General features: G+C 68.1%; 26 protein-coding genes and 4 pseudogenes. 13 read left to right on the forward strand and 17 right to left on the reverse strand.

What is annotated here, in order from left to right:
- Positions 1–493, reverse strand: a 493-nt coding sequence (locus ACIG5F_RS12775) for a transposase family protein (protein WP_396517787.1), incomplete at its 3' end; no start/stop codon positions are given.
- 90 nt (positions 494–583) lie between these two features.
- Here ACIG5F_RS12775 and ACIG5F_RS12780 point away from each other — a divergent pair.
- Positions 584–838, forward strand: coding sequence for a histone-like nucleoid-structuring protein Lsr2 (locus ACIG5F_RS12780; RefSeq protein WP_396517788.1), 255 nt, complete (start codon positions 584–586; stop codon positions 836–838).
- Between the two features lie 131 nt (positions 839–969).
- Here ACIG5F_RS12780 and ACIG5F_RS12785 read toward each other — a convergent pair whose 3' ends face one another.
- A complete protein-coding gene (locus tag ACIG5F_RS12785; RefSeq protein ID WP_396517789.1) occupies positions 970–1,542 on the reverse strand; it encodes an HhH-GPD-type base excision DNA repair protein in 573 nt (190 codons plus the stop codon).
- Positions 1,543–2,517: 975 nt separating this feature from the next.
- Between ACIG5F_RS12785 and ACIG5F_RS12790 the strand changes: the two genes are divergently transcribed.
- Both ACIG5F_RS12790 and ACIG5F_RS12795 read left to right on the forward strand, forming a co-directional pair.
- The gene (locus tag ACIG5F_RS12790) at positions 2,518–2,991 is read left to right on the forward strand and encodes a hypothetical protein (protein WP_396517790.1); all 474 of its coding nucleotides are present in this window, start codon (positions 2,518–2,520) and stop codon (positions 2,989–2,991) included.
- A gap of 134 nt (positions 2,992–3,125) precedes the next feature.
- A pseudogene (locus tag ACIG5F_RS12795) lies at positions 3,126–3,308 on the forward strand (helix-turn-helix domain-containing protein); the annotation flags it as partial.
- 582 nt (positions 3,309–3,890) lie between these two features.
- On the opposite strand, the pseudogene ACIG5F_RS12800 reads toward ACIG5F_RS12795, so the two are convergent.
- Positions 3,891–4,055, reverse strand: a pseudogene (locus tag ACIG5F_RS12800) (IS701 family transposase); the annotation flags it as partial.
- 303 nt (positions 4,056–4,358) lie between these two features.
- Positions 4,359–5,252, reverse strand: coding sequence for an MBL fold metallo-hydrolase (locus tag ACIG5F_RS12805; protein WP_396517792.1), 894 nt, complete (start codon positions 5,250–5,252; stop codon positions 4,359–4,361).
- A gap of 358 nt (positions 5,253–5,610) precedes the next feature.
- Between ACIG5F_RS12805 and ACIG5F_RS12810 the strand changes: the two genes are divergently transcribed.
- The gene (locus tag ACIG5F_RS12810) at positions 5,611–6,402 is read left to right on the forward strand and encodes a VOC family protein (protein ID WP_396517793.1); all 792 of its coding nucleotides are present in this window, start codon (positions 5,611–5,613) and stop codon (positions 6,400–6,402) included.
- A 78-nt stretch (positions 6,403–6,480) separates the two neighbouring features.
- On the opposite strand, the gene ACIG5F_RS12815 is transcribed toward ACIG5F_RS12810, so the two are convergent.
- Positions 6,481–7,323, reverse strand: coding sequence for an alpha/beta fold hydrolase (locus ACIG5F_RS12815; protein WP_396517794.1), 843 nt, complete (start codon positions 7,321–7,323; stop codon positions 6,481–6,483).
- 156 nt (positions 7,324–7,479) lie between these two features.
- On the opposite strand from ACIG5F_RS12815, the gene ACIG5F_RS12820 reads away from it, so the two are divergent.
- On the forward strand, positions 7,480–8,046 hold the full coding sequence (locus ACIG5F_RS12820) for an SDR family oxidoreductase (RefSeq protein ID WP_396517795.1): 567 nt from the start codon (positions 7,480–7,482) through the stop codon (positions 8,044–8,046).
- Positions 8,047–8,060: 14 nt separating this feature from the next.
- Here the strand turns inward: ACIG5F_RS12820 and ACIG5F_RS12825 are convergent, their stop codons facing one another.
- From ACIG5F_RS12825 to ACIG5F_RS12835, 3 genes are all read right to left on the reverse strand, one after another.
- Positions 8,061–8,711 (reverse strand): alpha/beta hydrolase, encoded by a 651-nt coding sequence (locus ACIG5F_RS12825; RefSeq protein WP_396517796.1) that lies wholly within the window; start codon positions 8,709–8,711, stop codon positions 8,061–8,063.
- Positions 8,708–9,244, reverse strand: a complete 537-nt coding sequence (locus ACIG5F_RS12830; protein ID WP_396517797.1) for a VOC family protein — start codon at positions 9,242–9,244, stop codon at positions 8,708–8,710. The genes ACIG5F_RS12825 and ACIG5F_RS12830 overlap by 4 nt, the downstream gene beginning before the upstream one ends.
- Before the next feature lie 615 nt (positions 9,245–9,859).
- Positions 9,860–10,264, reverse strand: a complete 405-nt coding sequence (locus tag ACIG5F_RS12835) for a hypothetical protein (protein ID WP_396517798.1) — start codon at positions 10,262–10,264, stop codon at positions 9,860–9,862.
- 70 nt (positions 10,265–10,334) lie between these two features.
- Here ACIG5F_RS12835 and ACIG5F_RS12840 point away from each other — a divergent pair.
- Positions 10,335–10,508 (forward strand): annotated as a pseudogene (locus ACIG5F_RS12840) (LuxR C-terminal-related transcriptional regulator); the annotation flags it as partial.
- 485 nt (positions 10,509–10,993) lie between these two features.
- Here the strand turns inward: ACIG5F_RS12840 and ACIG5F_RS12845 are convergent.
- Positions 10,994–11,911 carry a catalase family peroxidase gene (locus tag ACIG5F_RS12845; protein ID WP_396517799.1) on the reverse strand — a complete coding sequence of 306 codons (918 nt, stop codon included), beginning with the start codon at positions 11,909–11,911 and terminating at the stop codon, positions 10,994–10,996.
- A 57-nt stretch (positions 11,912–11,968) separates the two neighbouring features.
- The gene (locus ACIG5F_RS12850) at positions 11,969–12,691 is read right to left on the reverse strand and encodes a hypothetical protein (protein WP_396517800.1); all 723 of its coding nucleotides are present in this window, start codon (positions 12,689–12,691) and stop codon (positions 11,969–11,971) included.
- Between the two features lie 226 nt (positions 12,692–12,917).
- Here ACIG5F_RS12850 and ACIG5F_RS12855 point away from each other — a divergent pair, with 226 nt between their 5' ends.
- On the forward strand, positions 12,918–13,655 hold the full coding sequence (locus tag ACIG5F_RS12855; RefSeq protein WP_396517801.1) for a hypothetical protein: 738 nt from the start codon (positions 12,918–12,920) through the stop codon (positions 13,653–13,655).
- Positions 13,656–13,792: 137 nt separating this feature from the next.
- A complete protein-coding gene (locus tag ACIG5F_RS12860) occupies positions 13,793–14,218 on the forward strand; it encodes an ester cyclase (RefSeq protein ID WP_396517802.1) in 426 nt (141 codons plus the stop codon).
- A 53-nt stretch (positions 14,219–14,271) separates the two neighbouring features.
- Here ACIG5F_RS12860 and ACIG5F_RS12865 read toward each other — a convergent pair whose 3' ends face one another.
- On the reverse strand, positions 14,272–15,384 hold the full coding sequence (locus ACIG5F_RS12865) for a GDSL-type esterase/lipase family protein (RefSeq protein WP_396517803.1): 1,113 nt from the start codon (positions 15,382–15,384) through the stop codon (positions 14,272–14,274).
- A 164-nt stretch (positions 15,385–15,548) separates the two neighbouring features.
- The gene (locus ACIG5F_RS12870) at positions 15,549–15,845 is read right to left on the reverse strand and encodes a response regulator transcription factor (RefSeq protein ID WP_396517804.1); all 297 of its coding nucleotides are present in this window, start codon (positions 15,843–15,845) and stop codon (positions 15,549–15,551) included.
- Positions 15,846–16,107: 262 nt separating this feature from the next.
- Between ACIG5F_RS12870 and ACIG5F_RS12875 the strand changes: the two genes are divergently transcribed.
- On the forward strand, positions 16,108–16,329 hold the full coding sequence (locus ACIG5F_RS12875) for a hypothetical protein (RefSeq protein WP_396517805.1): 222 nt from the start codon (positions 16,108–16,110) through the stop codon (positions 16,327–16,329).
- A 307-nt stretch (positions 16,330–16,636) separates the two neighbouring features.
- Here ACIG5F_RS12875 and ACIG5F_RS12880 read toward each other — a convergent pair whose 3' ends face one another.
- Entirely contained in the window at positions 16,637–18,076 is a 1,440-nt protein-coding gene (locus tag ACIG5F_RS12880) for a HEAT repeat domain-containing protein (RefSeq protein WP_396517806.1), read from the reverse strand.
- 131 nt (positions 18,077–18,207) lie between these two features.
- Between ACIG5F_RS12880 and ACIG5F_RS12885 the strand changes: the two genes are divergently transcribed.
- Positions 18,208–20,187: a HEAT repeat domain-containing protein gene (locus ACIG5F_RS12885; protein WP_396517807.1), complete on the forward strand. Its 1,980-nt coding sequence runs from the start codon at positions 18,208–18,210 to the stop codon at positions 20,185–20,187.
- A gap of 169 nt (positions 20,188–20,356) precedes the next feature.
- Here the strand turns inward: ACIG5F_RS12885 and ACIG5F_RS12890 are convergent, their stop codons facing one another.
- Both ACIG5F_RS12890 and ACIG5F_RS12895 read right to left on the reverse strand, forming a co-directional pair.
- Positions 20,357–21,022, reverse strand: coding sequence for a hypothetical protein (locus tag ACIG5F_RS12890; RefSeq protein ID WP_396517808.1), 666 nt, complete (start codon positions 21,020–21,022; stop codon positions 20,357–20,359).
- An 89-nt stretch (positions 21,023–21,111) separates the two neighbouring features.
- Entirely contained in the window at positions 21,112–21,546 is a 435-nt protein-coding gene (locus ACIG5F_RS12895; protein WP_396517809.1) for a hypothetical protein, read from the reverse strand.
- A gap of 123 nt (positions 21,547–21,669) precedes the next feature.
- Between ACIG5F_RS12895 and ACIG5F_RS12900 the strand changes: the two genes are divergently transcribed.
- Positions 21,670–22,128 carry an NUDIX domain-containing protein gene (locus ACIG5F_RS12900; protein ID WP_396517810.1) on the forward strand — a complete coding sequence of 153 codons (459 nt, stop codon included), beginning with the start codon at positions 21,670–21,672 and terminating at the stop codon, positions 22,126–22,128.
- On the opposite strand, the gene ACIG5F_RS12905 is transcribed toward ACIG5F_RS12900, so the two are convergent.
- Positions 22,100–22,579 carry a hypothetical protein gene (locus ACIG5F_RS12905; RefSeq protein ID WP_396517811.1) on the reverse strand — a complete coding sequence of 160 codons (480 nt, stop codon included), beginning with the start codon at positions 22,577–22,579 and terminating at the stop codon, positions 22,100–22,102. The two genes, ACIG5F_RS12900 and ACIG5F_RS12905, sit on opposite strands and share 29 nt — an antisense overlap.
- Before the next feature lie 28 nt (positions 22,580–22,607).
- Between ACIG5F_RS12905 and ACIG5F_RS12910 the strand changes: the two genes are divergently transcribed.
- Positions 22,608–23,681: a hypothetical protein gene (locus ACIG5F_RS12910; protein ID WP_396517812.1), complete on the forward strand. Its 1,074-nt coding sequence runs from the start codon at positions 22,608–22,610 to the stop codon at positions 23,679–23,681.
- Positions 23,682–23,806: 125 nt separating this feature from the next.
- Here ACIG5F_RS12910 and ACIG5F_RS12915 read toward each other — a convergent pair whose 3' ends face one another.
- Positions 23,807–24,001: a hypothetical protein gene (locus ACIG5F_RS12915; protein WP_396517813.1), complete on the reverse strand. Its 195-nt coding sequence runs from the start codon at positions 23,999–24,001 to the stop codon at positions 23,807–23,809.
- A 735-nt stretch (positions 24,002–24,736) separates the two neighbouring features.
- Here ACIG5F_RS12915 and ACIG5F_RS12920 point away from each other — a divergent pair.
- Positions 24,737–25,514: pseudogene (locus ACIG5F_RS12920) on the forward strand (transposase family protein).
- Position 25,515 lies beyond the last annotated feature (1 nt).

Consider the following 25,515-nt stretch of genomic DNA (forward strand, 5'->3'; position numbering starts at 1 on the left):
GACGGCCTCGACGGATCTCGTCGATCCCCAACACCGCCACCGGGTCGGGCTGCTCGGGCAGCACCGCCGCGGCGCGCGCGGTGAACGCGGCCGACACGACCGGCCAGGACAGGCCGTGATCACGAGCGGACTGCACGATAGTGCGCCCGCCATCGGCGACCGCCGCGCCGGCCGCCCGCCGCAGACGATCAGTCAGCCGTGCCCGCGCGGGAACCTCGTTCACGGCTTCGGTGAAGGTCTTCCTTCCGCACTCGGGCTGGTCACAGTGCCACCGGCGCATGCGCCACCGCAGGTCGACCCGCCGGCCGGCGACAGGCAGATCCCGGGGGCTGGTCGTGACCCATTCCTTCATCCGGGTGGCCCGTGCCGCGCATCCCGGGCAGGTGCGGGCCTGCTCGTCTGAGGTGGAAAGGTGCACCACCGGCCCATCCTGTGGTGCGTCGTCGACCCGAACGACGGCCAGGCCCAGCAGCCGGGTCGTATCGTTGTGCATGCCCGTGGCTCTTCTGTTGTGATCATCTTGCCTCGACAACAGGAATGATCATCGAGCGAGCCACGGGCTCTCACGCGGGGGACCGGACAGATGGTAGGGGCCGCCTACGAGGCAGCCGCTCCGGGTATCAGACCCCGATCAAGTTCGAAGAGCCGCCATGGCCGCCGGGTCGGCGGTCGCAAGCAGCGCGGCGCCGGGGTCACCCAGACCGCGGTGAAGGCCGGCGGCGACAAGGCTCAGAAGCAGGCGATCCGAGAGTGGGCGCGGTCGAACGGCAAGCCGATCTCCGACCGCGGGCGCATTCCGGCGGACCTGATCGTCGAGTTTCAGGCCGCGCACGCCTGATCCCGGCCCGGCCAGACGGGACCGTTCAGCCTCCATGCGGATGCCAGGCGGTCCCGGGCCGCGTCCTCATTCCGGTCGCCCGTGCGGTCAGAGCCGTATCGCCGCCGAAGCAGGCTGGACCGCAATTAGCGTCATCCCTTGGCCGCAGCCTTCGCGGCCTTCTTGAACGCCCGAACCTCCCCCAGCGACTGGGCATCCACTACGTCGGCGACGCTGCGCCGTGAACCATCCTCGCCATAGGCACCGGCAGCTTCGCGCCAGCCGGACGGGCGAACCCCCAACTGCTTGCCCAACAGGGCCAGGAAAATTCGAGCCTTCTGGTCACCGAAGCCAGGTAGCGCGACCAGCCGCTTCAACACCTCGGCGCCGTCCGGCTTGCCCTGCGTCCAGATCCTCTCGACCTTGCCGTCGTAGTGCTCCACCAGGAACTGTGCCAAGGTCTGCAGACGCTTGGCCATGGCCCCGGGGAAGCGGTGAATCGCCGGCGGCGTGGACACCAATGCGGCGAACTCGTCCGGGTCGGCATCGGCGATCAGGTGCACATCGAACGCACCCATCCGATCCAGGATCACTTTCGGCCCTTTGAACGCCTTTTCCATATTTATCTGTTGATCAAGCAACATACCGGACAGGACCGCCAGATAGTCACTGGAGAGCAGAGCGTCGGCGTCAGGCTCCTGCGCGAGGCACAACTTACGGGTCACGCGGCAGAGTGTCGCACATGATCCGGCAGTGGATCGGCATGCCGATCATGACCCCCCAGCTGGTCTTGCGGCGTGTCGACACGGAGACGAACGTCCAGGATCGCATTGACTAGGTTCCACCGTTCGTCGGTCCATGGCGGGGCGGCGAGCGCCTGCTGGCTGGCCCACTCCCACATCGCGGCGCCGGCGTCATCGACCTGATGCCGGGTGCGCGGCGACGTCACGAGGCACGTCCGAACGACAGGCTCTCGGCTAACCCTGCGCACGGACCGCGCTCAAGCGGACGGGATCCAGCCTCAGGACCGACGAGGCCGCTATGATCGACGGTCGAAAAACAGTCGCGATCACCCGTGCGACAAACACAGAGCCCTCTTTTCGCGACCGCCAAACCACTTCTCAACAGGGCATCCACGACGCAATATTACACGCCAAACAGCACCGTAAACAGAAAACATAAGACACGGAGAGAACATGAGAAAATTCGACATCAAAGGAGATCGTCGAACACAGAAGGAGCAAGCCAACCCCTACCAAAAGGCCGACGCCCTCGTCACGCGCTCATAAGGCTTGTCATTGCAGAGTGATACGTGGCCTGAACGACGGGGATGGAGTCGAGGCGGATACGTTCGTCGGTGCGATGCGGCCGCTTCCAGCAACGTCGCGCGCAATGGAGCGTTGTCGGGAAGGGCGTAGGCCGACCACCGGGTGTCCACCTGGATGCGGGTGGGGCGGGTGTCCGGCCAGGCCGGGTAGATTTCGGCCACGACCTGGGCTGCCAGGTGGGCAGCGGCGTGGTCTCCGAATCGAGGTGTGGCGCGGATGTCGACGTTGACTGTGCACAGGTCGGGGGTGACCGAGTAGCCCTGCCCGCCGTGCAGGGCGGTGACGGTGAGCTTGCCGGACAGTGGGGAAGTCTGGGCGCTTGCCGTCGGGCAGTTCCGCGGTCGTCCCGCTTCCGGAATGCGAAGCGACGCCGTGCACGTGAAGCTGGGCGCGGTGGACACCGCGGTCGCCGACGACGAGCTTGTCCATACCCGGATAGCCGATCATCACCCCGGCCACGTCGGTGGGGGCCTCGGGGCCGGCGAAGAAGGTCTTCGCGCCCCCGAAGTTGCCGGTGTGCTCGTCGACGTCGAACAGCAGAACCAGCCGTCCAACCAGACGGTCACGGGCGGCGGCGAGGCGGACGGCTATGTGGCAAAGATGACCACGGACCCCCGCGACCGCAGCAGCGCCCGGATGACGCCGAGCCGGCAAGCCTTGCGACTCGCAAGCGCCACAGCACGATGGTCTCAACCGTTCGGAGGTTCATGCACGTCGGTGAAGCCCGGCACGGTGCTGGCGGCCATCATCGCGACGACCACCTCACGCAGCAAGGGCAGACGCGTGGCGCTGCTGCCACACCCAGCCCGCCTGCAGCAATGCCTTGCCGAGGCCCATGCGGCCTGAGCCAATCGTTCGCCAGCGGGACCTCCGCCACCCGACAGCTGATGCGGGTGTGGTCTTGAAGCCGACATTCACTCGTTTGACACGTCAAGCACAACCGGCCAAACGGCCGAGATCAGGTTGTGAGAAAGAAGACGGTGGCGCAGGACTATCTGGGTCCCGCGCTCAAACGGGTTCGCACCGAGGCGAACGTCTCCGTGAAAGATGCCTGCAGGCATCTCGGGAGACCAGACAGCTATCTCATTGGTCTCGAACGAGTAAGTGGCCGGATCGAGGAGCACGATCTCCGCGCCCTGCTGGAGCTGTACGGCGCCGAGCCGGATCAGGTCGAGTACTTCGTGCGGCTCCAACGTGAGTCGCGAATCCGCATCGGTGACGAAGCAGGCGCTACGCCCCACTGGGCCAAACACCGCCCCGGGCGGCCAACGGGCCCCGTATCAGCAGCCATGATCGTCATGCTCGCCGCGCCACCGCGGTTCCTGGTGGAGCAGGCCTACCACGAGACGTCCACCCGGCTGCACGTCATCGCCGACCGACGTGTGCTGATGAGACCGGTGCTGTGCGATGTCGAGGTGCTCTACCGCCTGAGCCGGCGCGAGGGCGTCGTCGTCCAGCTTCACCCGTTCGTCGATTGCGCGCCCTTCAGCCTGTTTTGTCGAACCGACGGCAGCCGTGACGGCACTGTGGACATCACGGCCGAGGACAGCATCACGATCGGACAACACGACCCGCGTTCGTTGGTGAAGGTCTCGCACTCCTCGCCGCGACGGCGACCGACGCGGAGCAGACGCGTCTGGAGCTCAAACGGGCCAGCTCATGCGCCGGGACCGCGCCGGAGTGGGACTCGTGTATCGGCACGCTGCCCTGACCTTGCCCGTCCGGCGACAACGCCGGACGGGCAAGGCATCACGCAGCAGGTGCTGCATCCCATGCGGCCCAGGGTCGCCAGCGTGTTCGGCGATCGTCCAGCAGATCTTGCGGGGCAGGTCCGCGAGCAGACCCAGCACGAACGCCCGCGCCCGCCGGCGTGGTTCCACCCGCGTGAACCGACCGGCCACCCGCGCCATCAGGCTGTCAAAGATCGCCCGCCATCGGGCAGGGTCTACGCTATGGCTCGCGGCCACCACGTCGTCATGGGCAGTCCTCACAAACCGTTCATGATCGCGTGGTGGCCGCACCCATGTTCACGGTGCCCCTGACCAGCCAAGATCACGAACTCCGGCCGGAGTATTAGCCTGCGTGAAGCCAGCGGCGTCCGGCAGGCGTGTCGCTGGTCAGGTCGAACTCGTTGCCATCACGGTAAACGGGAATTGCGCGGGGGTGGCCGGAACGGTTGTCGCCGCCACCTCCGCACGGGGCCCGGCTTGGGTTCAGAGCCAGCCGCCGGCGATGAACTTGGTCGGGTCCTCGCCGGGGTGCGCGCGGATGCCGTACACGGCTTGGGCCGTCGACCACAGCACCGTGCGGCCCAGCTTCTCCGGGTATCGCTTGACCATCGCGTTGAAGTAGTCGACGGCGGTGCTCTCGGTGCGGAGTACTTCCTCGGCGGCGTCGAGGTAGTCCCGTGTCTCGGCGATCAGCCGGGTGGCGTCGTCGTCGAGCTTGGAGTCCTGGTGGCCGGCGACGATGGAGCGGGCGCCGAGGGATTCGACACGGTCGATGGCGGCGCGCCAGGCGTCGAGGCCGGCCAGCGAGGTCTCGCTCAGGTACAGGTGAGCGCTGTTGTAGATGACGTCGCCGGCCACGACCAGTCCGATGTCGGGGACGTGCAGGACACTGCTGGCGTCCGTGTCGGTGTAGCCGACTTCGACGATGGCCAGCTCGTGACCTTCGAGCGTGAACCGGTTGTCGGGCACGGTCACGGCGGTCACCGGGGACTCGGGAATGCCTGGGTAGACCTTGTCCCAGACAAAAGGCCGCGCGCCGACGTTGGCGTGCATCTGGCCGATCGTGCCAGCGGTGGCGACGACGCGTGCGCCGAACCGCTCGGCCAGCAGGGCCGTGTTGAACCAGTGGTCGCCGTGGCCGTGGGTGATGAAGATGTCGGTCAGGTTCCGGCCCTTGCTGGCGATCCAGTCGCCCAACGCGCGGGCCTGCTCGGTGGTGAAGCCGGGGTCGACGAGCACCGCGTCGTCGGTGCCGGCGATCAGGGTGCTGGCGAGCGGCGGGAAGAGTCTCGGCTCGCCGTTCGGCAGCACGCCGTTGTCCTGCGGCGGTGGGTCGTTGATGAAAACGTCGTACGTGAGTGCGCCGGACGGGCTCATGATCATGATCCTCTCGGGACTTCAGCTGCTGGGGCGTTGGCACCGGGCCCGCTGCCCTACGTGGGCGATACCGCGATGGCAGGCGAGATCATGCGCCGGGCTGCCAGTGCACGACATCACGTGAATGCGTGAACCCAGCTGGGCAATGTCGGCGAGGACGTCGGGTCCGCGCGTCGCGAGCAATCTTCATGAGACGCAACCGCAGTCAGTGCTCGCCGCCATACAGACAGCAACAGTCCTGACGCCTGGTCAGGGTCCGGCCGACCTGAGCGGGCAAAGGCCGCCGACCTAACGCAATCGTGTGATGTCGCTGTGGACCGTCGTACCGCAGGATTCCCGCGACGGAAGGGAGCAGACCATGAAGGTCACGCGGTACCTGGCGGGCGTGCCGTGCTGGGCGGACCTCAGTTCGCCCGATATCGACGCATCCATGCGGTTCTACACAGGTGTGTTCGGCTGGGATCCGCAGGTTTCCCCTTCGCCCGTGGCCGGCGGGTATGCGCTGTTCCACAAGGGCGACGCGGCGGCCGCGGGACTCGGCCCGTTGCAGGGCACCGACCAGTCACCAGCCTGGTCGGCATACATCGCCACAGACGATGCCGACGCCAGCGCTACGCAGGTGGAAGGGCGTGGCGGCAAAGTCCTCGTGGCCCCGTTCGACGTCACGGACCAGGGCCGTATGGCCGTGTTCATGGACCCGACGGGCGTGGTGTTTGGCGTCTGGCAGAAGAACACGTTCCCCGGCGCGCAGGTCAGCGTCGAGCCCGGCGCGCTGAGCTGGATCGAGCTGCGGACCCACGACGCCGACGCGGCCGTGCACTTCTACCAAGCGGTCTTCGGCTGGCGACCGGAAGTCCACGACATGGGCGAGGCAGGCATACACACGACCTTCCACGTGAACGAGCGCGCCGTGGCCGGGATGGCGCCCGAGCTCGACGACCGATGGCCGGCTGACCTGCCGTCGCACTGGCTCGTCTACTTCGGCTCAGCCGACAACGACACCGACGCCACGGCCGCGAAGATCCAGGAGTTCAGTGGCTCGTTGACGTTGCCGCCGACCGACATCCCGGGCGTGGGCCGCTTCGCGGAGGCCGTCGACCCGGCCGGTGCCGCCTTCGCCGTTCTCGCGGGCGGACCGTCGCAGGCCTGACCGACGGTCCAACTCGATCATGGCTTGTGACAGGCGGCCCGACGAGTAAGGCGAGGTCGGGCCGCCGATCCGTAGCCGTCACGTGGCCAGGAAGTCGATGACGTCCTGGGCGAAGCGTTCGGCGTGCTGGAACAGGAACCCGTGCGCCGAGTCGGGGTACAGCCTCACGGTGCCGTTGGGCACGAGGCTGGCCACCAGGTGGGAGTACCAGGGCAGGATCATCCGGTCGTCGTCGCCGTTGGCGACCAGGACCGGCGAGGTGATGGCGGCCAGCCGCTGAAGCAGCGAAAAGTTGGGCGTGCCCCACTTGAGCACGGCGTCGTACTGGGCGTTGCGGGTCTGCCAGGTGGTCTCGGCGTCGCGGCCGTCGGTGCGGGCGAAGATGCGGCCCAGAAACTCCATGCCGGCGGCGCGGCTGGCCTCGGAGTCGGTGAAGAAGCCGTGCAGGAATCCTTCGGCGTCGGTTTGCGGCTCGCCGATCGCCTTGATGATGTCGGGCGCCCAGCCGTGCATGCCGGGCGCGCCCTGTGGGGCGGTGGAGGCGAGCACGAGGCGGTTCACCAGCGACGGCCTGGTCAGCGCGATGTCCTGCGCGACGAAGCTGCCGATGGAGAAGCCCAGCAGGTCGACGTCGGCCAGGTCGAGCGACTCGAGGAAGGTGATCGCGTCGTCGGCCATCGTCGCGATGGTGCTGGGCGTGCGGCCGGTCGAGGCGCCCACGCCGGTGTTGTCGAAGGTGATGACGTCGTGCGCCGTGGCGAGTGCGTCGATGAGGCGGGGATCCCAGTTGTCGAGGTTGCCGCGGAAGTGCTGGAGCAGCACGAGCGGGCGGCCGCCGGCGGGACCGACCCGTCGGTAGGCGTAGCTGATGCCGTTGGACCCGAGCGAGGTCGCGGTCTCGGCGTCGAAGTATGCGGTCACGTGCGCAGCTCACCACCTCGAACCTGATTGGCTCCATCACCTGAACACGTGAGACCGGGTCGCCATCACATGAACGTGTGAGTGAAACGGCGGCTCCGACCGCCGCAGACTGGGTGCCAATCGAGCAACGCCGTCGAAAGGTTCCACGCTATGCCTATGATCGACGTCTACGCGCCGACAGGTCTGATCGCCGACCGGCACAAGCTGGCGGAGAACCTCGCCCGCACCGTCATGCGGTGGGAGAAGGTTCCGGAGATCCCGTTGTTCCTGGACAACACCGCCGCGTTCGTGCACGAGCTGGACACCGAGGCCTTCTCCACCGCCGGTGGCGACAACCGCAGCGAGGACCTGGCTTCGGCCGCCGGAGAGCAGGGCTGCGCCGATCTGGTGACCACAGCTTCCATCGCCGCCCTCGACGTCTTTCCGGGATTCCCGGTGTACGGGGCGACCAAGGCCTACGTGGCCCACCTGGGCACGAACCTGCGGCAGGAGTTGGCGCCGAAGGGCATCCGGGCGATGACGGTGGAGCCGGGCATCGTCGACACCGAGTTGCAGAACCAGATCGCCGACGCCGACGTACGGCGGCGGCTGTCTGACACCCGGGACCGAATCGAGTGGCTCACGCCGGCCGACATCGCCGAGGTCGTGCTGTTCGCGGTGAGCCGACCTGCGCGGGTGAGCCTGCCGGCAGTGCCGGTGCTGTCGTCCGGGCAGACCCGCTGAAGCCGACAAACACCTCAGACACGGGCGACCTCTTGTTCATGGATCCAGACCGCCGCGAACGTCGTCCAGGTCTCGGCAGTGCCGGCCCCGTCGGCGAGGCCGAGGCTGTGCGGGCCGTGCGCGAAGACGTGCACCTCGTGGGGAACCTGCTGGGCAGCAAGGGAAGCTGCCAGCCGATAGGTGTGCTCCGGCGGCACGTACGGGTCTTCGGCGGTGTGCCAGATGAAAAACGGCGGTGAGTCCGGCGTGACCAGGGCGTCCAGCGACGTCGACCGGCGCAGCTGCGGGCTCGCGTCCTCGCCGAGCAGGATCAGCCGGGACGGGCGGTAGGTCTCGGTCTCCATCGACGTGATGGCGTAGCCGAGCACGGCGAACTGAACCGTCTCCACGGGCTCGGCGCCGGGCGCGAGCGCGGCCAGCCCGGCCAGGTGGCCGCCCGCGGAGAACCCCACCACCCCGACTCGGACCGCGCCGTCTGCCCGCAGCCGGCGGATCTCCGCGCGTAAGGCCAGCAGCGGCAGGGGATGCCGGACGTTGAGCGGATACCGGAACACGCTGGCCCGCACGCCGATCTTGGCCAGCCAGTCGACGATCGGCTCGGCCTCGTGCGGAGCGTGGGTGGCGTAACCGCCGCCGGGCAGGACGATCACATGGGTGCCGGTCACCGGGACTCCCCGTCGATGAGGTCGAACTCGTTGCCCTCGACATCGGCGAAGGTGGTCCAGCGGCGGCCGCCGCGCGCGACGTCGGTCAGTCGGACTGCGCCGAGCGACAGCAGCCGCGCGGTCTCGAACTCGAAGTCGTGGGTGACCAGGTGCAGCCGAACGCGGTTGCGGACGTACTTGCCCTCCTTGGTTTCCAGGAAGGTCAGGCGTAGCGATCCCGAATGCAGCACCATCGGATCACCGGTCCCGAGCTCAGTGCAGAGGGCCCGTGCCCAGAACCGTGTGACCAACGCCGCGTTGGCACATTCGAGGCTGATACCCAAGACAACGCTCACGGTCGAAGCAAACCATCGGCCCGCGACACCGCGACACAGCACAAACAGGTGAGGTGACTGTGAGTGGAGCAGATCGCTGTCCAGTGCGGCCTGAGCAGCGGCACCAACCCGCGCGCACGGTTCCGGGATGCCGTCGGCGCCGCTTGGCCACGGACGCGGCGGTCCGGTCGAACGAGGCGATGCTACGGGCCACACCACTCGGCGGTGAGCGCGTCGCGGTCCTCGTCGCCGAACGGCGCGGAGGCAGGAGCTGACCTACCTGCTGGTCAGCGGCCTGGGCGTTCCACCCAATGAACGCGGCACAGCAAGAACGGGCCGATCCTGATGCCCGCGCGGCCAAGATCCGTCTCGAACCACATCCGCGCGTCATACCGTGCCGCTGATCGGCACCACCAATGCACGGTGACGACAACGGAGGTGGGCGTGCCGAAGGTCGTGCGCGCGGTGTCCGGCCCGCTCCATGCCGGCCAGGAGTTCCAGGAACTGCAGTATCTCGACCGGTTCCACGACGCTGAACTGATGCTGCGCAAGGCCCGCCGGGAGCTGGGCCCCGACCAGGGCCCGGTCTTCTTGTCGCTGATCTACACACAGATCTGGGGCGACTACAACCTGGCCCGGCTCGACGACGTCGAGACAGGCGCCCGAACACTGCTGGACCTCGCACTGGAACGGGGCAGTTCTTCCTACGGCATCGAGGCCGCCTCACTGCTGAGCCTGGTGTCGCTGCAACGGGGCGATGTGGCCGAGGCCCGGCGGCGGCTGATGGCGGGCTTCGGCCGTGCCGGAGCGGACGAGTTCCGCATCCCGTCGTTCCTACTCGTCCGTGGTTGGGTCACCGCGGTCGAAGGCAACGCTGGCGAGGCAGCTGCGCTGCTGTCTCCGCTGCTGTTCTCCGGCCGGGAGGAACGCGACCCATGGCCGTGGCAGCCGGGCTGGCTGCGTCTGCTCGCCCACATCGGTCTCAGGGCGGGAGACCGCAAGTTCACCGATGTGGTGCTCGCACTGGCCGAGCTGGGGGCCGACCGGAATCCCGAGGTGGCCACCTTCACCGGAACGGCGCTGCACCTGCGCGGACTGGCGGGCAAGGACGTGGGACTGCTGGCGCGCGGCGCCGTGCTCTTGGCTCGCAGCCCACGACCCCTGATGCGGGCGAGCGCCTACCAAGATCTCGGCCTTGAGCTGCTGCGTCAGAAACGCACCCGCGAAGGCGTCGAACAACTCGACCGAGCCTGGGAGATCTTCCGGCGCGTCGGCGCGACAGGGCCGTTGGTGGACGTCCCAAAACGCCATGCGGCAAGCCGGTGTACGCCGCGCCACGTGGCTCACGGTCGAGCCCCGCTCGGCCACTGGCTGGGACGCTCTGACCCCGTCGGAGCTCAAGGTCGCCCGGCTGATCGGCTCCGGACACACCAACAAGGCCGCGGCCGAGGAACTCGGCGTGTCGGTGAACACGGTCGGGACGTACCTGTCCTCGGTTTTCGCCAAACTGGGCGTCTGCTCCTGCGTCCAGCTCACCAACGTGATGCGCGAGCGGGACATGCTGCTCCCAGCGACCACCCAAGAATGGAACCGCGTGCGTACAACTTGCCTGCCCGCCATCCATCTGCAGCATGGTCGAGCTCAGGCCGCCGCTCGGGATGCCGAACTCACGGGGCGCATCCCGTGCCAGGACGACCTCACATTCCGGTGGACAACATGGCATCTCTTGACTCGCAAGGACTGTTCGCCAAGAGAATACCGCTGCGGACACCGGCGTCAGCCAAACATGCGATTGCGGTACGCGTGGTCGTCACCAGGTCTTGTTCTCCAGCACCGCCCCGCGCGCCAGATCACGAATCGGCGGCCACGGCATTGTCCTCGCGGAGAACCTCACGGTCATCGCTTGGAGCGTCGTCGGCGACGAGCGGCAAGTGGTGGTCCACAAAGGCCGTGGACCACCACCTGGCGTCACTGGCGTTCGCGCCGCCGCCGGGCCTGCGACTCGTCGTAGAGCGCGCTCCTGGCCAGCAGCACCGGATCGGCCGAAACCTCGATCCCGGGACCAACGCGCGTCGGGTCGAAAGTTGTCGCGTCCCAGGCGGCCGCGTCCGCGGATGGATGGGTGATCTCCAGTGTGCCCACGTCGAGTTGCGGCCTATCTTCGGGCCACAGCTGGGTGGAGTCGTCGATCGGGTCGCCCGGGCCGGCGAACTGGACTCGCAGCGTGAACCGCACCGGCCCGGACTTGAGCCGCTCGAGCAGTTCCTCGGTGTGATGGGTGGGCGTCCAGGAGATGGCCACGGCGGGCTCGACCGTCTGCACGCCCAGCGCGGGCTCCCAGGTGTAGCGAACGAACCGGCGCTCGCCGCCGGGCCCGACCCAGCCGAAGGAATGCGTGGCCCAGAACTGGCTCGTGGCGTAGCTGACAGGGATGGCGATCGCGCTCGCGAACGTGAATGCCCGCATGGATTCGGGGTGCGCTGAGACGAACGCCGCGACGGCGGCCTGCCGCTCGGGACCGGCGTCGGTCAGCCGCTCCACCAGTTCGAGGAAGTTCGGCGGCGTAGACGCCACGAACGCGGGCACATTGACCGCGACGATGTCCGCCTCGCCGGACCCGGGGATCAAGAACTTCACCGCCAGGCCTCGAACCGTCGGGGCGGCGTCCGGAGCCGACGGATCGCCGCTGGTGTGCGAGAACCTGACGACCGCGGGCACACTTTCCCGTTGGAGGTGGGGCGCTGTCGTGAGTGGGGCGGCCGCCCCGTTGGGTTTGAAGACCGCGTCGAGGATGAAGCCCCGCGCGTGCGCCCGGCGGTAGCCGGGATGCCGGCCGGCCAGCCCCTCCATGGCGTCGATCATCGTCTTGTTGAAGGCGTGGTTCATGCCAGCACTGTGTCATCGGGCGAATACCAGCAGCCATCACATGAACGCGTGATCCGGTCAGCCGTCCACGACCTCGATGCCGGCGAAGGTCATCCCGATCAGCACCGGCTCGTCGGCGTCCCGCGGCACGATCACCCGCCTCCTCGCGAACGGGATTCCCGCCACCGTCACGTAGTCCGACAGCAAGTGCGAGGTCGGCTGGCCGCCGAAGATCTCCGAGTTGTAGTCCAGACGCCGCAGGATGTGCCGGTCGTCGAAGTACATCGCCTGCGCCCGGTTGTGGGTGGCGATCTCCGGTGGGAAGGAGTACCCGATCCGCTGCCACGCGCCGACCGTGGACACCTCGTCGACGGTGAAACCCGGCCAGGCGGCCAGGAACGGCAGGTTCAGATAGTTCCAGAAGGCGAAACCCGTGAAGTACGCGACCTGGAGCTCGTCCCAGGCCGACTCCTCAGTGTCCGACGCGAACACTGCGCGGGGGTGGGACCGCGCGGCCTCGACCCGCCCGTCATTGCCGACGACCGCGGCGAGGTCGGGGCTGTAGGAGCTTCGACGTTCATCACCGTGAAACGGCGTCAGGTAGGTCCGCTGTTGTCCCGTCTCGACGGTGACCCGAGCTGAAGTCAGCGGGTGGTCGCGCGTCTTGGCGTCCCACACCACGCCGTCGAAGGCGACGTTGGCCGTGATGAACGCGATCTGGCGCCACCGCGCCAGGCCGCCGTGGGCGTCGAGGGCCGCCCGAAGGGCGAGGTCGGTCGGCTCGCTGACCGGTGCTGTCATGGCACGTGAGCCTGTAGGCCGTGGCCCTGCCGGTCCATCACCTGTTCATGTGAAGTCGCGGCTCACATGAACAGGTGAGTGATCGGCACCGACCGGCGGTCGCAGACTGGGCGCGTCGCACACGAAAGGAACCGATGTGACCATCTCCCCAGTTCGACGTGCCGGCATAATCGCCGCGGCTGTCGTCGGCGTTCTCGCCTTGCCCGCAACGGCGAACGCCGCGATCGTGTCACCGCCCACATGCCCGTCCGCGTCGTGCAGAGTCCTGGTCTCGGGCTTCCAGGACGCCTACTCCATCGCGCTCGACGGCCGCGGCGCGGTGTTCGTCAGTCACTCGGCGGGGCAGCTGGACCGGATAGAGCTGGCCACCGGCCGACGCACTACGGTGGCCTCCGGCCTCGGCAACCTCCGCGGCGTGACCACGGACGGCGCCGGCAACGTCTACGTCGCCGACTTCGGCGGCTCGGTCATCGAGGTCGACGGCGTCACGGGGGCGCACCGGAAGTTCGCATTCGGTCTGGGCGAAGGTCTGCTGGGGCTGGCCTACGGGAACGGACACCTGTACGCCGGCAGCGAATCCGGCCCGTGGGACATCACCGACACGCCGCACAAGGTGGTCGACGGCGACGGTTGGACCTCGGACCTCGCGGTCGCCGAGGACGGCGAAATCTACGAGTCGTCGTTCATCGGCACCGTGTCCCGCGTCGACCCGATGACCGGCGCGGTCCACGTCCTCGCGTCCGACCAGTACGAGCCTCAGGCCGTCCAGGTGGCCACGAACGGCGTGGTGTACTTCGCCGCCGGCGGCACGCTGCACGCCATCGACACCGCCACCGGGCGGGTGTCCCCTGACATTCGTCTCGGCGCCACCGACGACCTGTTCGACTTCGGGCTGGGCGTGGACAAGACGTCTGTGGCGCTCAACGGGGGCCAACTCTGGGAGATCACCGGCTACAACGGCTGACGGGCAGGACCGGCTCAAGGGCGCGGCTGTGAGCTGGATCCACTTCAGGAATGCCTGCCCCGCAGCCAAGCCGGACAGACATGAGAATTGCTGCATTTCGTACCAGGTACCCAAGCGGGTCCGAGGAGTCAGGGGACATGACCACTACGCTGACCGTCGAGGAAGCACGCCGGATCGTCGCGCCGTTCTACGACGCTCTCAACCGCCCAGCCGAGAAGGACACCCACGCGCTGCTCGCCCAGGCCGCCGTGCCCGACTACAAGTCCTATGGCACCAACGAGAACTGGATGGGCCGGGAGGAACTCGCTGACCTGTTCAGCGCCATGGGCGGCGCTGTTCCGGACCTGGCCTGGAGCGTCCAGGACCTCATCGTCACCGGCGACCGCGTCATCGTGCGCGGCAAGGCCACCGGCACCCCCGTCGCCCCGTTCTTCGGCGTCGAGCCCACCGGCAAGAGCTTCGACACCATGGCCATCGACATCTTCACTGTGCGGGACGGCAAGCTGGCCACCTGCTACCACGTGGAGAACTGGGCCTCCGCCATCGAGCAGCTCCGAGCCTGAGGGGTTCGCCGGCGGCCGGCTGCGTCGGTCACGAGGGACCACACCACCGCGAATCACGCCGTTAAGACCCGTTCCGTCAGCAACTTCCGGAGTTCGGGCATGACCGCCGCGGCGATGACGGCGCCGCCGGCCGGCCCCGGGTGCAGATGGTCGCCGAGATCGAGGCCTCCCCGAAGACCCGGCGGGACGGACTCGGAAGCAAGCATCGGTTCGAGATCCACCACGGCGTCGAACGAGGCCGCGGTACGCAGCCGCTTGTTCACCTCCGCTCTGACCGTCTCGACCTCCGGCGTCCAGCCTTCGTAGCCGTAGAACGGCGGGATCGTGCAGGCAACGGCGGGTGCGCCGTGCTCGTGGGCCATAGCCGAGAACGTTTCCAGCGCCGCCATCAGCGCGCCGGGCTCGACGACCTGGTCCGCGACGTCGGGCACCGTCACCGGGTGGATCAGATCGTTGACCCCCATGAACACGACGACGACGTCGACGGGCTCGGACCCGAACACCTCCCGCTCGAACCGCCGGATGCCGGCGGCGCCGAAGCTCGGCATCGAGGCGGGGGCGTCGTGCAGTACCCGGTTCCCGGCGATGCCCAGGTTCCGCACGGACGTGCGGCCGGGCAGCTCAGAGCGTAGTCGTGCCTCCAGCGCAGCCGGCCAGAAGCCCATCTGCGTCATGGAGTCGCCGAACAGCGCGATACCCGCGACCGGTTCGCGGGCGTCCACCTCGACCGAGGTGATGCCGCTGACCATCCCAAACCCGGGCTGCCCGAGCAGCTTCCGCAGCGGCTCGGCCATCGGCCCGGTCGTACGCAGTGCACCGCTGACCTCGAGCCAGGCCTGGCTGCCCGCGAGGACCATTGACAACGCCGCCGCGGACTGCCGCCCCACCGACCATGACGAGATCTCGAGCGAGTCGCCCGGCCGGACGTGCAGCGGCACCGGATCGGAGTACACCTCCTCACCCGGCGCCAGGACGATCGTAGCCTTCCCGTGCACGAGCACAGGCTCGGGCGCAGCGCCTTCCTCCACCGCCACGCGCAACCCGTCGATCATTGAGGCGCCGACGTCGGTGTTGGAGAGTCGCACCCGCACCCGGTCACCGCCGATGTTGCTCGTCAGGACGAGCCGTTGCCGCAGATCATCGCTCTCCGCGGCCGCACGGGCCATTGGGCGGCAGTTCCAGACTGTGCGCCAAGACATCCGACTCCTCCGAGCACAGCGGCAAGACGAGTTCCGATGAGGACAGCGAAGCACGACTGGTTCGAGGACACCACCTGACCAGGCGAGAAGGGGCCCGCTCACATGGGCAGACGATGATCGCCCCCGGATCGTCAGGACGGCCTGCCTGAGGAACGCTCCGGATCCTGCTCGTGCATGACATTGGTGAGCTGGACCCGGGAGCGGACGCCGAGCTTGGTGAACACGCCCCGCAGGTGAGTCCCGACGGTGTTCACCGACACTCCCAGCTCCTCGCCCGCGGCCTTGTTCGTGTACCCGGAGCCGACAAGCCGGGCGACCTTCAGCTCCGACTGCGTCAACGCCGCCCAGCCGGTGGCCGGGCGCGGTGCACCCGTGAGCCAGTGGGATCGACGCAGGCCCGCGTGCCGCATGGCGTCCTGCAACGCCATCAACGGCCCAATGGCGCCGACGTCCCGGTAGAGGCAACGCCGGACGCCGCCAGGGGAACGGATCCTGGCCAGACTCCGTGATCGTTACAACAGTCTTGGTTCGCCCGACGAGGCGCCTGAAGGCGGGGCAGTGCAATGAGCGGAGACCAAGACCGACGGGGCTCCGGCGCAGGTGTCGCGGCGGGCGGATCTGCCAGCCGCGGACCAGGCGCGCAAGTGGGAGCAGGTCAGCCCGGGTGCCTTTGACCGGATTATGGCTGGCGTGGAGCGGGCGGAACGCCATGACCGCCGGATGGACTGGGCCGAGGTCGTGCTGCGGACACTCGGGCTGCTGGCCGGCGCGGGCTCGGTGGTGGTGATGGGCGTGACTGCGATGCACTTCGCGGACCAGGGCGCGGCCACGCAGGGTGCGGGGATCTTCGGCGCGGGGGCGGCGTCCACCATCGGCGCGGTCCTCACGATCAGGCGCGCCAAGAAGAACTGACCTTGTACGGCCCGTATGTCCTGAGGAAAGCCCGTGATGAGCGTGTTCCGTTCGACGGGATCGTCGTCGGCCGGTCTGTCCCTAGCCGAACTGGCCATCGCAGGAGGAACAGAACTGTGTCGGCGTCATCCCCGCCTCGTGAAAGAACCGACGCAGTGCCGGGGGCGGTGATCAACGTCTTCACCTGATCGGACACACCTGCAGCATCGTCCTCGTTGATCCGGTCGATCAGGTCGGCGTCCCGTTCGACATGCACAGCCAGCGGTGGTCAGCGCAGGCGGCTGAGCTCCTTGTCCATAGAGGACGGTCAGCCGGTCGCGCGCAGTGCCGCAGCGGCCGCCGACCGGACGGCCGGGTGCGGGTCGGCCAGGGCCTCGGAGAGCAGAGAACGCAAGCCGTCAGGAGCGGTTCGGCCCAGGGCGGTCGCGGCGTTGGCCCGGACGCGTGGCCTGCGGTCGCGAAGAGCCTCGGTCAGCAGCGGGAGCGTCTCCTTGTGGGTGATTCGCCCGAGTGCCGCGGCGGCGCGGGATCGGACCAGCTCGTCCTCGTCCTTGAGCGCCTTGGTCAGCGCCCATAGGTAGTCCGGGTCGGCTCGCTGGCCGATGACCCAGACGATGACGCGGCGGACGAGGGGGTCGGGGTCGTGGCCGTGCAGGTGATGAAGCGGGCCGGTGCGGGCGAGGATCTGTCCGGCGAGCTTGCGGACACGTCGCTCGCCGGTGGTCCGCAGGACCTGCGCCACGGTGGGCGCGACCGAGTCGTCGGCCAGGCGAGCCAGGCCGGTGAGGGCGGTGTAGACGTGCTGGCCGTCGCAGGCGGCGGCCAACCGGCCGAGAGCGCGGTGGTCGCCGTGCTTGGCCAACACGCGGAAGGCCCGTGCGCGGACGGCGGGATGGACGTCGTCGGTGGCCTTGAGGGCGGTGGGAGTCGCCAACGGCCCGCCGATCCGGTTCAGGGCCAGCAGTGCGGACTCGCGAACGTAGGACGAGCTGTGGTCGAGCAGCGGCGCGATCGCCGGCGCGGCCTCCAGGGCTTCCAGCTTGCCCAGCGCGTCCATCACGGGCAACGCCATGGTGGTATCGGATTCGCGCAGGATGTCGATGAGCGGGCCGGTCGCCTCGGCGACGCGTAGGTTGCCGAGCACTTCCGCCGCCGCGAAGCGGCCCGGGCGGCGGTGGCGGAGGTGGCCGATCAGCACCGGCGCGACCCGGCGGTCGTCGGCCCGGCTCAGCGCGCGGGTGATTTCGGGTGCGGCGAGGTGACGGGTCTGCCCCAATGCGTCGGCCAGCACGTCCAGCCGCCTCGGGTCGCTGGTCTCGGCGATGCGCAGGGCGGCGTGGCGACCGACCCAGCGCCGATCGCGGTTCGCCTCGTTCAGCAGCGTGACCAGCAGGTCGAACACCTCGTCCGCGGTCTGCGGGGTGAGACCCTCCAGCGCCGCCTGGACGACCATGGCGGCCGGATCGGACAGGGCCCGCACGAGGATCGGCTGGTAGGCGGGATCGTGGCCGGATCCGAGGGCTCTGACCGCGATGGCGCGGACCATGTCGTTCGGGTGGGTCGCCAGGGTGGCCAGCCAGGCCGGACCGGTCGGGTCGGACATAACCGCGTGCGCGTGCTGGGAGAGCGCCCTGTGCGCCTCGACGCGCGCCTGCGACCAGCCTGCTGGCTTGATCGGTTCGAGGTCGACCAGCCGGGCGACCAGAGCGTCCCCGATACCGATGTCCGAATCCCGATGCTTGTGCATGACGTTCAGTGTGCCCGGCCCCACCACCGAGATTCGCCGGATCGACACGAGAGCGGCGCGGCGGCGGGCTGACCCCGACGGCAGGTCGATCTTGCCGCATTCGCCTGCCTCACGGGCCGTAGAGTAACGGTATGGGGGACATCCTCGACAGTGTCGACTGGCCGAAGCTGAGACACCTCAACAGCAACGCGTCGGATCTCCCGGATCTGCTCCGGGCATGCGCGAGCCCGAACCCCGACATCGCGGCGTCCGCGATCGGAAAGGTCCACGACCGGCTGCACTACGAGGGCTGGGAGGTGACCTCGGCGGCGCCGGCGGCGTTGCAGTGGCTGGCCGATCTCGCGACCAGCTCCACGACCCGCCACCGGCGCCGTGTCGTGGAACTGCTGGAACTGCAGGCTCGGGCCGCCATGGAGTCGCCCGCGGCGATGGTGGACGAGGGCTGGTGGCCGGCGCTGGACGCAGCGCGACCGACGTTGCTACGGCTGTTGGACGACTGGGATCCGGTCATGCGGCGGAAGGCCACGCTGCTGGTGGCCGACGGCATTCACCACCCGGAGGCGATCGCCGCGCTGCGGCATCGGTTGGCGGTGGAGAACGATCGCGTGACCAAAGCCGACGTCGTGCTCGCCCTCGGCGCGGCCTACACGTGGTCCGGGGATGAGGGCGCGCACGCCGACCTCGTCGCACTGCTGGCTGACGAAGATCTCCAATACCGGCTGGCCGCCGTGCACGCGCTGGCCGCTACCGACCCGAGCATCGCGTCCACGCATATCGAGTCCCTCGTGAAGGCCTTGATGGATGCGGGCGTGGCGCTGTGGGCGCTGTCCGAGTGGATCGACGGCGAGCCGGTCGTGATGATCAAAGAGACGCACCGCCTGTTGGCCAACGACCCCGCCGCCGCGCATGTTCTGAAATCCGCCTTCGACCGCCGAGACGCCCGGCGCGCGGAGGACTTCGCGCGGGCCCAGGAAGTGGCCGGTCCTCCGGAGACCGCGCCCGATGTCGCCGCTCGGACGGCAACCCTGACCAACGCCGTGCGGCTGTTGAGCCAGTGGCGCGAGGCCGACGCGGTGGTGCCGCTGGTGGCCGATCAGCTCGACGACGAGGATCCAGCGATCCGCTATCGCGCGGCGGCCCTGTTGGCCTGCCTGGGTCCGACGGCCGCGCCTTACACCGACCGACTGCTGGCCCTCGCCACCGATCCAGCCCCGTATGACTCCTGGAAGGGCATCACCGTCGGCGATGCCGCAGTGTGGGCGCTGGCCCGCCAGGACCACCCCGGTTGTCTGCCGGGACTGCGGGAGCGGCTCAGTGGCGACCGGCTCGGCTTCGACGTCACCCACCTGTACTTCTCGCGGGACATGCACCGGCTGGCCCAGCCAGCGATCAGCGACGTGCTGATTCCGCTGCGTCGGCACGCCGATGTCCTCCTCGGACCACTCCTCGCCCGACAGGACCGTCCCTTCGCCTCTCAACTGTGCGAGGTGGTCGCCGTGTGGGGGCCGATCGCCATAGCGGCCCTGCCGGCCATCGTCGATCTGCTGGCCGACACGAAGCTCCGCCCCCTGGCGGCAAAAGCGGTCGGCGCCCTCGGACCGGACGCGGCGACCGCCGCGGATGCGTTGCGGGCAAACACATCCGAGCCAGCCGCAGCCTGGGCGCTGTGGCGCACAGGCGCAGATGCCGATCTCGGCATCGCCGAGCTGACCCGTCACGTGGTCGACGGCACGCCCAGCAGTCGGACGATCGCATTGTTGGCCGATCTCGGGCCCGCAGCCGCCGGAAGCGTCGATGCCGTCCTGGGATTGACCGAGTCCACCGACGCCCTAATCAGGATTGAGGCCGCCCACGCGCTCTGGCGGATCACCGGCGAACGGCCCGTAGCGCTCCTGACCGATCTCATGGAACCGTTCGCCCAAGGGAAGTGCTCGCCGGCGAGCATGGTTGCGCTGCGGCGCCTCGCTGACATCGGGGCACCCGACGCACGCGCTCGAGGCATCGCGCGAACCATTGTGGACAGTCCGAAGAGATGCGGGTGCCATGGCGGGTGGCGGGCGTTCACGGAAGATGAGGCGGTCCGCTCCAGCGCGGCGACACTGCTTGATTGATGGCCTCTCAGTGATGCCTACACGGTCCAACTCAAAGCTATACCGACGATGCCCACTAACATGATGGATACGCAGTGCCACGCGTGGCGGCAGTGCGGGATCCGCGATGGCGCCTGCCGAGTAACGCGGTTACTGGGCGGTGAGGCGTGTTTCTCGTGGGCACGGACAGCTAGGTCTGCCGTGTCAGCCAGGCGAGTTTGGAGTAGTGGGCCGGGGCGGCGCTGTCGTGGTGTGGAGCGGTGAGGTCGGCGATCCAGGCGGTCAGGGTGCCGAGCTCAGCGTGGATGGCTTGCGGCTGGGGCGGCGCGAGGGAGCGTGTGCCGACGTACTCGACTTCGCACTGGACGAGAGCGATGGACGGGCGGTCGATGAGGTGGCAGCGGTCGAACATCACACCGAAGGTGTTGCCAGTACGCAGGGATTCGACGTTGTTGTCGTAACGGACCCGCCGGAAGGTCGGCAGGCACCGGGCGACGACATCGCCGAGGGTTCTCGCGATGTAGGTCTCCAGCCGGCCGCGGATGTGGACGTCGGGGATGATCTGTTCCCGGCGTGCAGGCGCGTCGCGGCTGAAGTGCTTGCGTTTGACCATGTACCGGTCGTTGCCGGTGGTGGTGGTGGTGGGGATGAAGGAGATGTAGCCCCGCTCGGATTCAGGCTTGGTGACCTGGAACAAGTGGTTGAGGAAGTCCCAGGTCTGGAACGGGTCGCGGAATCGGTGCGTGAACCCAGGGATCTGTCCGGCCGTGAGGTGGTGGTCGACGGTCGTCGCCAGATCCCACACGGTGTCCAGGGGCGTCGTGGATCTCAGGGTGATCTTGTGTTCGAGTTCCACGCCGGGCTGATGTTTGCGGTAGCCCGTCTCGTGGCTGGTGAGGAACTCCGCGTGGGGACGTAGTTCGGCGAGGGCAGCAGGGAGCCAGGTCAGGTCGTTCTTGTCGGTGGAAGCGGCAGCGTGGTCAGGTGCAGGAACAACACGTCCTCGGTGTGATGACGCGATCTGGCGTACACCACCCATTGGTCACCCGCACGGTGGGCGAACAGGAGCGGTGTGAGGCCAGCGGTCGGGCAGTCGACAGCGTTGCGGACGAAGGCATTTATCACAGGGTCGGGGCGGAGCCCCGTGAACAGGGCACCGCCGTCCAGGACCGTGGTCATTGCAGGTGTCGGTGTGAGCGTGCGGGCGATGAGCGTGCAGAGTCCGAGCGTCGCCCAACGGATGATCACCGTGTTCGGGTTGACCGCGTCGGGGCCGTCCAGTGCTTGACGGTCAGCGTGTGGCTGGACCAGTACGAAGGGGTCGTCACGCGTCGGTGCCCGATAGAAGAGGTCGATGGGGGCGAGCAGTAGGAGCGACACGAAATCGCCTTTCTCAGCAGGCGTACGCCGGAGACGTGGAGGTGCCGGTACGGTGCGGGAGTCCCCTGCGTGGCGACCTGATCGGGAACGGAGCGTGTGGTGTCTTGTCCGGTGGTGTGTGCGTTGGCGATCGTGCCGGGGCCGGGGGCGACGGTGACGTTCATCCGTCAGCAGCGCGGCCCGTACGCGGGCGAGGTGTTGCTGCCGGGCGGCAAGACCGAGTTCGGTGAAGGCCTGGCCGAGGCTGCGGCCCGGGAGGCACAGGAAGAGTCCGGGTGCGTGGTCGAACGGCTTGAGCTGGTGGGGATCTACGAGATCCGCAGCCCGAGCGGGGGCTACCACTGGGTGACCTCGGTGTTCCTGGCTGAAGAGGCCGCGGTCCCGGACGGATTCGAAGGGCACCACGTGAGCGCGGTGTTCCAGGCCGATCCGGCCGAGGTGCGTCCGCATCCGACGGTGATGCGCATGCTGGTCGACGCCGGGGTCGCCGCCTACTCGACCGACGAGATCGACGCGATGCTGACGGCCGCGGATATCACCATGACCAGCCATCTCACGCGCGTAGTAGTTCCGACTCGATAGCGGTGGTCGCCTGGTCCTGGCTGGCAGTCGGATCGGGCGTCCAGATCACGGTGGCACCCTGCAAGCCGTCTTCCAGGACGATGCAGGTGATCGCGCGGTCGGCCCCGTACCGATCGCAGGCCGCGTGGATGACGGCCTTGGCGAGTTGTTCGCAGCTCTGCGGGCCGAAGTCGGCGAGGCTGGCCCGGGTGGCGGGGGTCTTCGCAAGACTGGGGAAGAAACCCCTGAGCCAGCGGGCGCACTGGTTGATCTCGATTTCCCGGTCGTCGTGGCGCACGGTGATGCTGAGGTGGTGTACCTGCGATCTCGGGCAGAGATCACCGCGATGCTCGCCCCCCTCAAGCACATGGTCTGGCCCGGCGTGGTCTATACAGCGGAATGGCAACCCGACCACCAGGTCGATGTCGGCCACCCCGCCCAGTCGCTCGCCTTCGCCGCGCTGGCACACCATCCCTGAATCCCCACTGGAGCACCTCGTAATGCCCCACCGTCTGTCACTGACGCGCCGCCTCGCCGCGCTGCGGCGGCCCTACACCGGCGAAACCGACTCCACTCTCCTGCCGGCCGTGGGCCGCGCCCTGAAGACGTTGTCCGGGGATGAGCGCGCCAGGATGCACGAGATTCTCAACGAAGGGTACGAGACCCGGCTGCTCGGTGAAAGCTCGATACCCGCGGTGAACCACCGGTTCCGCGAGGCGCTCCTGCCCGACACCACCGACACCGTCCAACAGCAACTGGAAGCCGGAATACTGTTCGCGCTCGGACAGACCGCGCCCTATCGGTGGCCCGCAACCGAGGTTGCGTCCCCGATGCCCCTATCCCGCATCGTCGAACCAGGCCTGGCTCCCGACGAGACAATTCTGCATCTGTGCCACGGGGTCCTGGCCCCGATGATGGCCGCCTTGACGCCCCGTGTCGTCGACGGAAGCCTACAAGGGCTCGCCGGCCTGCGCGCGACCGTGAAGCGCCGACAGGTCCAACTTCACCTTGCCGATGCCGGCCCGACCCGAAAAGTCGCGCTGTCGAACACGGGCATTCGCCACTGGGTGGCCGCGCTGGCCTTCACACGGAAGGTCATCGGCTCCGAGCAACTCCCTGACCTGGAGCGCCGTCTCAACTGGGCCGAGCGGTCCGCGATCCGCACTGGCTGCCGAGTTCCTGTCCCGGCCGCACTGGCCAGCGGAGTGTTGCGCCGCTTGCCAATCCTGGGCAGCACGTACTGGCTGACCGTCCGTCCCGACGGTCCCGAAGGTCTGCGTCTGGACTGGGCCGGTGGCCGCTCCCCGGCGAAGGTCGCCGCCGCGCTCGTGCACCCACTGGCCGGTCTAGCCGGAGGACGGTTCCACGTCACCCCGATGGGGGCCGATTTCGTGACGGTCATCGTGACCGGGATCCCCGGCGAGCCGACTACGAAGCTCACCCTGCACCAGGCCCCAGTGACCGCCAGACCACCCTTCACCCGCATCGACGTCTCGGACGCGCAGGCCGAGTTCAAGCGCGCCATGACTGCCCCCGCCTTCGCGTCGATTCACCGAGAGTTGGTGTCGCGATGAGCCACGACCAGCATCTGAGCTTGCGGCCGGCAGCGCATCAGGGCCCGCCGCCCGCACACTCTGAGGCCGACAACGCTGGTTTCTCCGTGAAGTTGGCACTTTGCAGGTACGGGTTACGTGCTGAGCTACCGGCCAGCGGCGTGAGCGGTCGTCGCGGTGGCATGATTTGCCCGCGAGCCGTTGTCGGCCACGACGTACAACTTCTCCCCAGGCCACCAGGCGCGCAAGGCCTTGAGCAGACCGGGGAACTCGCGGTGGCGTTTGCGGTCCCGGATCCGGTAGAGGAGCTTGCCGGTGGCCAGATCCAAGGCGGCGAGCATGTGCATCACGCCTCATAGCGGTTGTACGTGGCTCACTGACGCTGTGGTTTTCCCGCTCGCCGCCAGACTTTCCTTGCAGGGCCTGCAGGTTCAGCGGACCGAATTCGTCTATCTATGTGAATGTCCGCATAGGTCGATCTATGCCGAGACCGCGACTATGCCAAGGGGTCGCCCGGCGCGCTGGGGAGATCGAGGTGGAACGGGGAGCCGCTGGCGGATGGCGCCCAGCCTTGGGCGCGTGCGGCTCGTATGGCGCGTGCGACGTCGGTTGGAAGAATTGGCTTTGACAGCAGGCCGAGCCAGTTCCCGGGGTGGGGCTGGTTGGTCCGGACGACGAGTACCGTTCCAGTGCCTGCCGCGTTCTCCACTGCGAACGTCAGTGGGGTCCAGCCATTGCCTTGGCTGTAGCTCGGCTTGTGGCGTATGCGCCACCGATAGGTGTCGCCGTCCACGACGATGCGCCGGGACCCCTTCCTGACTAATGCCACCACGTGCTCCTTTGACAGCTGCTGGTGTTGTGCTGAAGTGTCCAGTCTGGCGCTGCCGATCGCAAAACCTTTGCCGGGCCTGAACTGTCTCGACATAGTGAACCTTTTTCATCCTGGTCCGGATGTCCTGGGAGGCAAGGGATGCAGATCAGGAACTGAGGATCGTCGGCGTGTCGGCGCGACACGGATGAAGCCTCCGGTAGGAGGGCTGTCGACCAAGATCAGTCCATACCACCGAAGGCTTCGCATGCTGTTCTACCGTGCCGCGCTGCCGTTGTCACATCAGACCCTGACCTTCGTGTCCGGCCTCATCCGAACCCACCGCAAGCAACTGGGCTCGGTCTGGCGCACGCTCAACCCAGGACAGCAGGCCCTGCTGGTGCTGGTGCACCTGCGCAAGGGCGAGCCCTTCGCCGAGGTCGCCGCCGGGTTCGCGGTGTCGACACCACCTGCTGGCGCTACGTCAACGAGACCGTCGAGTTGCTCGCCCAGCGGGCCCCGAAACTACGGACCGCACTGCGGAAGGCGAAGCGGCAGGGCATGGCCTACGTGAACATCGACGGCACCCTGATCCCGATCGACCGCGTGGCGGCAGATCGGCCCCTCTACTCGGGCAAGCACAAGAGACACGGAGTGAACCTGCAGGTGATCGCCTCGCCGGACGGCACAATCCTGTGGGTGTCAGGCCAGTTGCCGGGCAGCACGCACGACACCGCCGCCGCCCGGATCTGGAACGTGCTGGTCGCGTTGCACGAGGCCGGCTTGATCGCGCTGGGCGACAACGGCTACCACCGCTACGACCCGACCGGTCAGCGGGTTCGGACCCCGCACAAAGGCCGCAACAAGCCCGAGTCCCGCAAGGAGGCCAACCGCGCCCACGCCCGCCTGCGCGGACCCGGTGAACGCGCAGGCGCCCAGCTCAAGACCTGGCGGATTCTCCGCAAGCTGCGGTGCAGCCCGCACCGCGCCGGTGCCTGGCCAAAGCCATCCACGTACTACAGGCACGCGAACTCGCCGCAGGATGAA

Origin of the sequence: Kutzneria sp. NPDC052558 (assembly GCF_044547355.1) — a bacterium.
Classification (GTDB): Bacteria; Actinomycetota; Actinomycetes; order Mycobacteriales; family Pseudonocardiaceae; genus Kutzneria.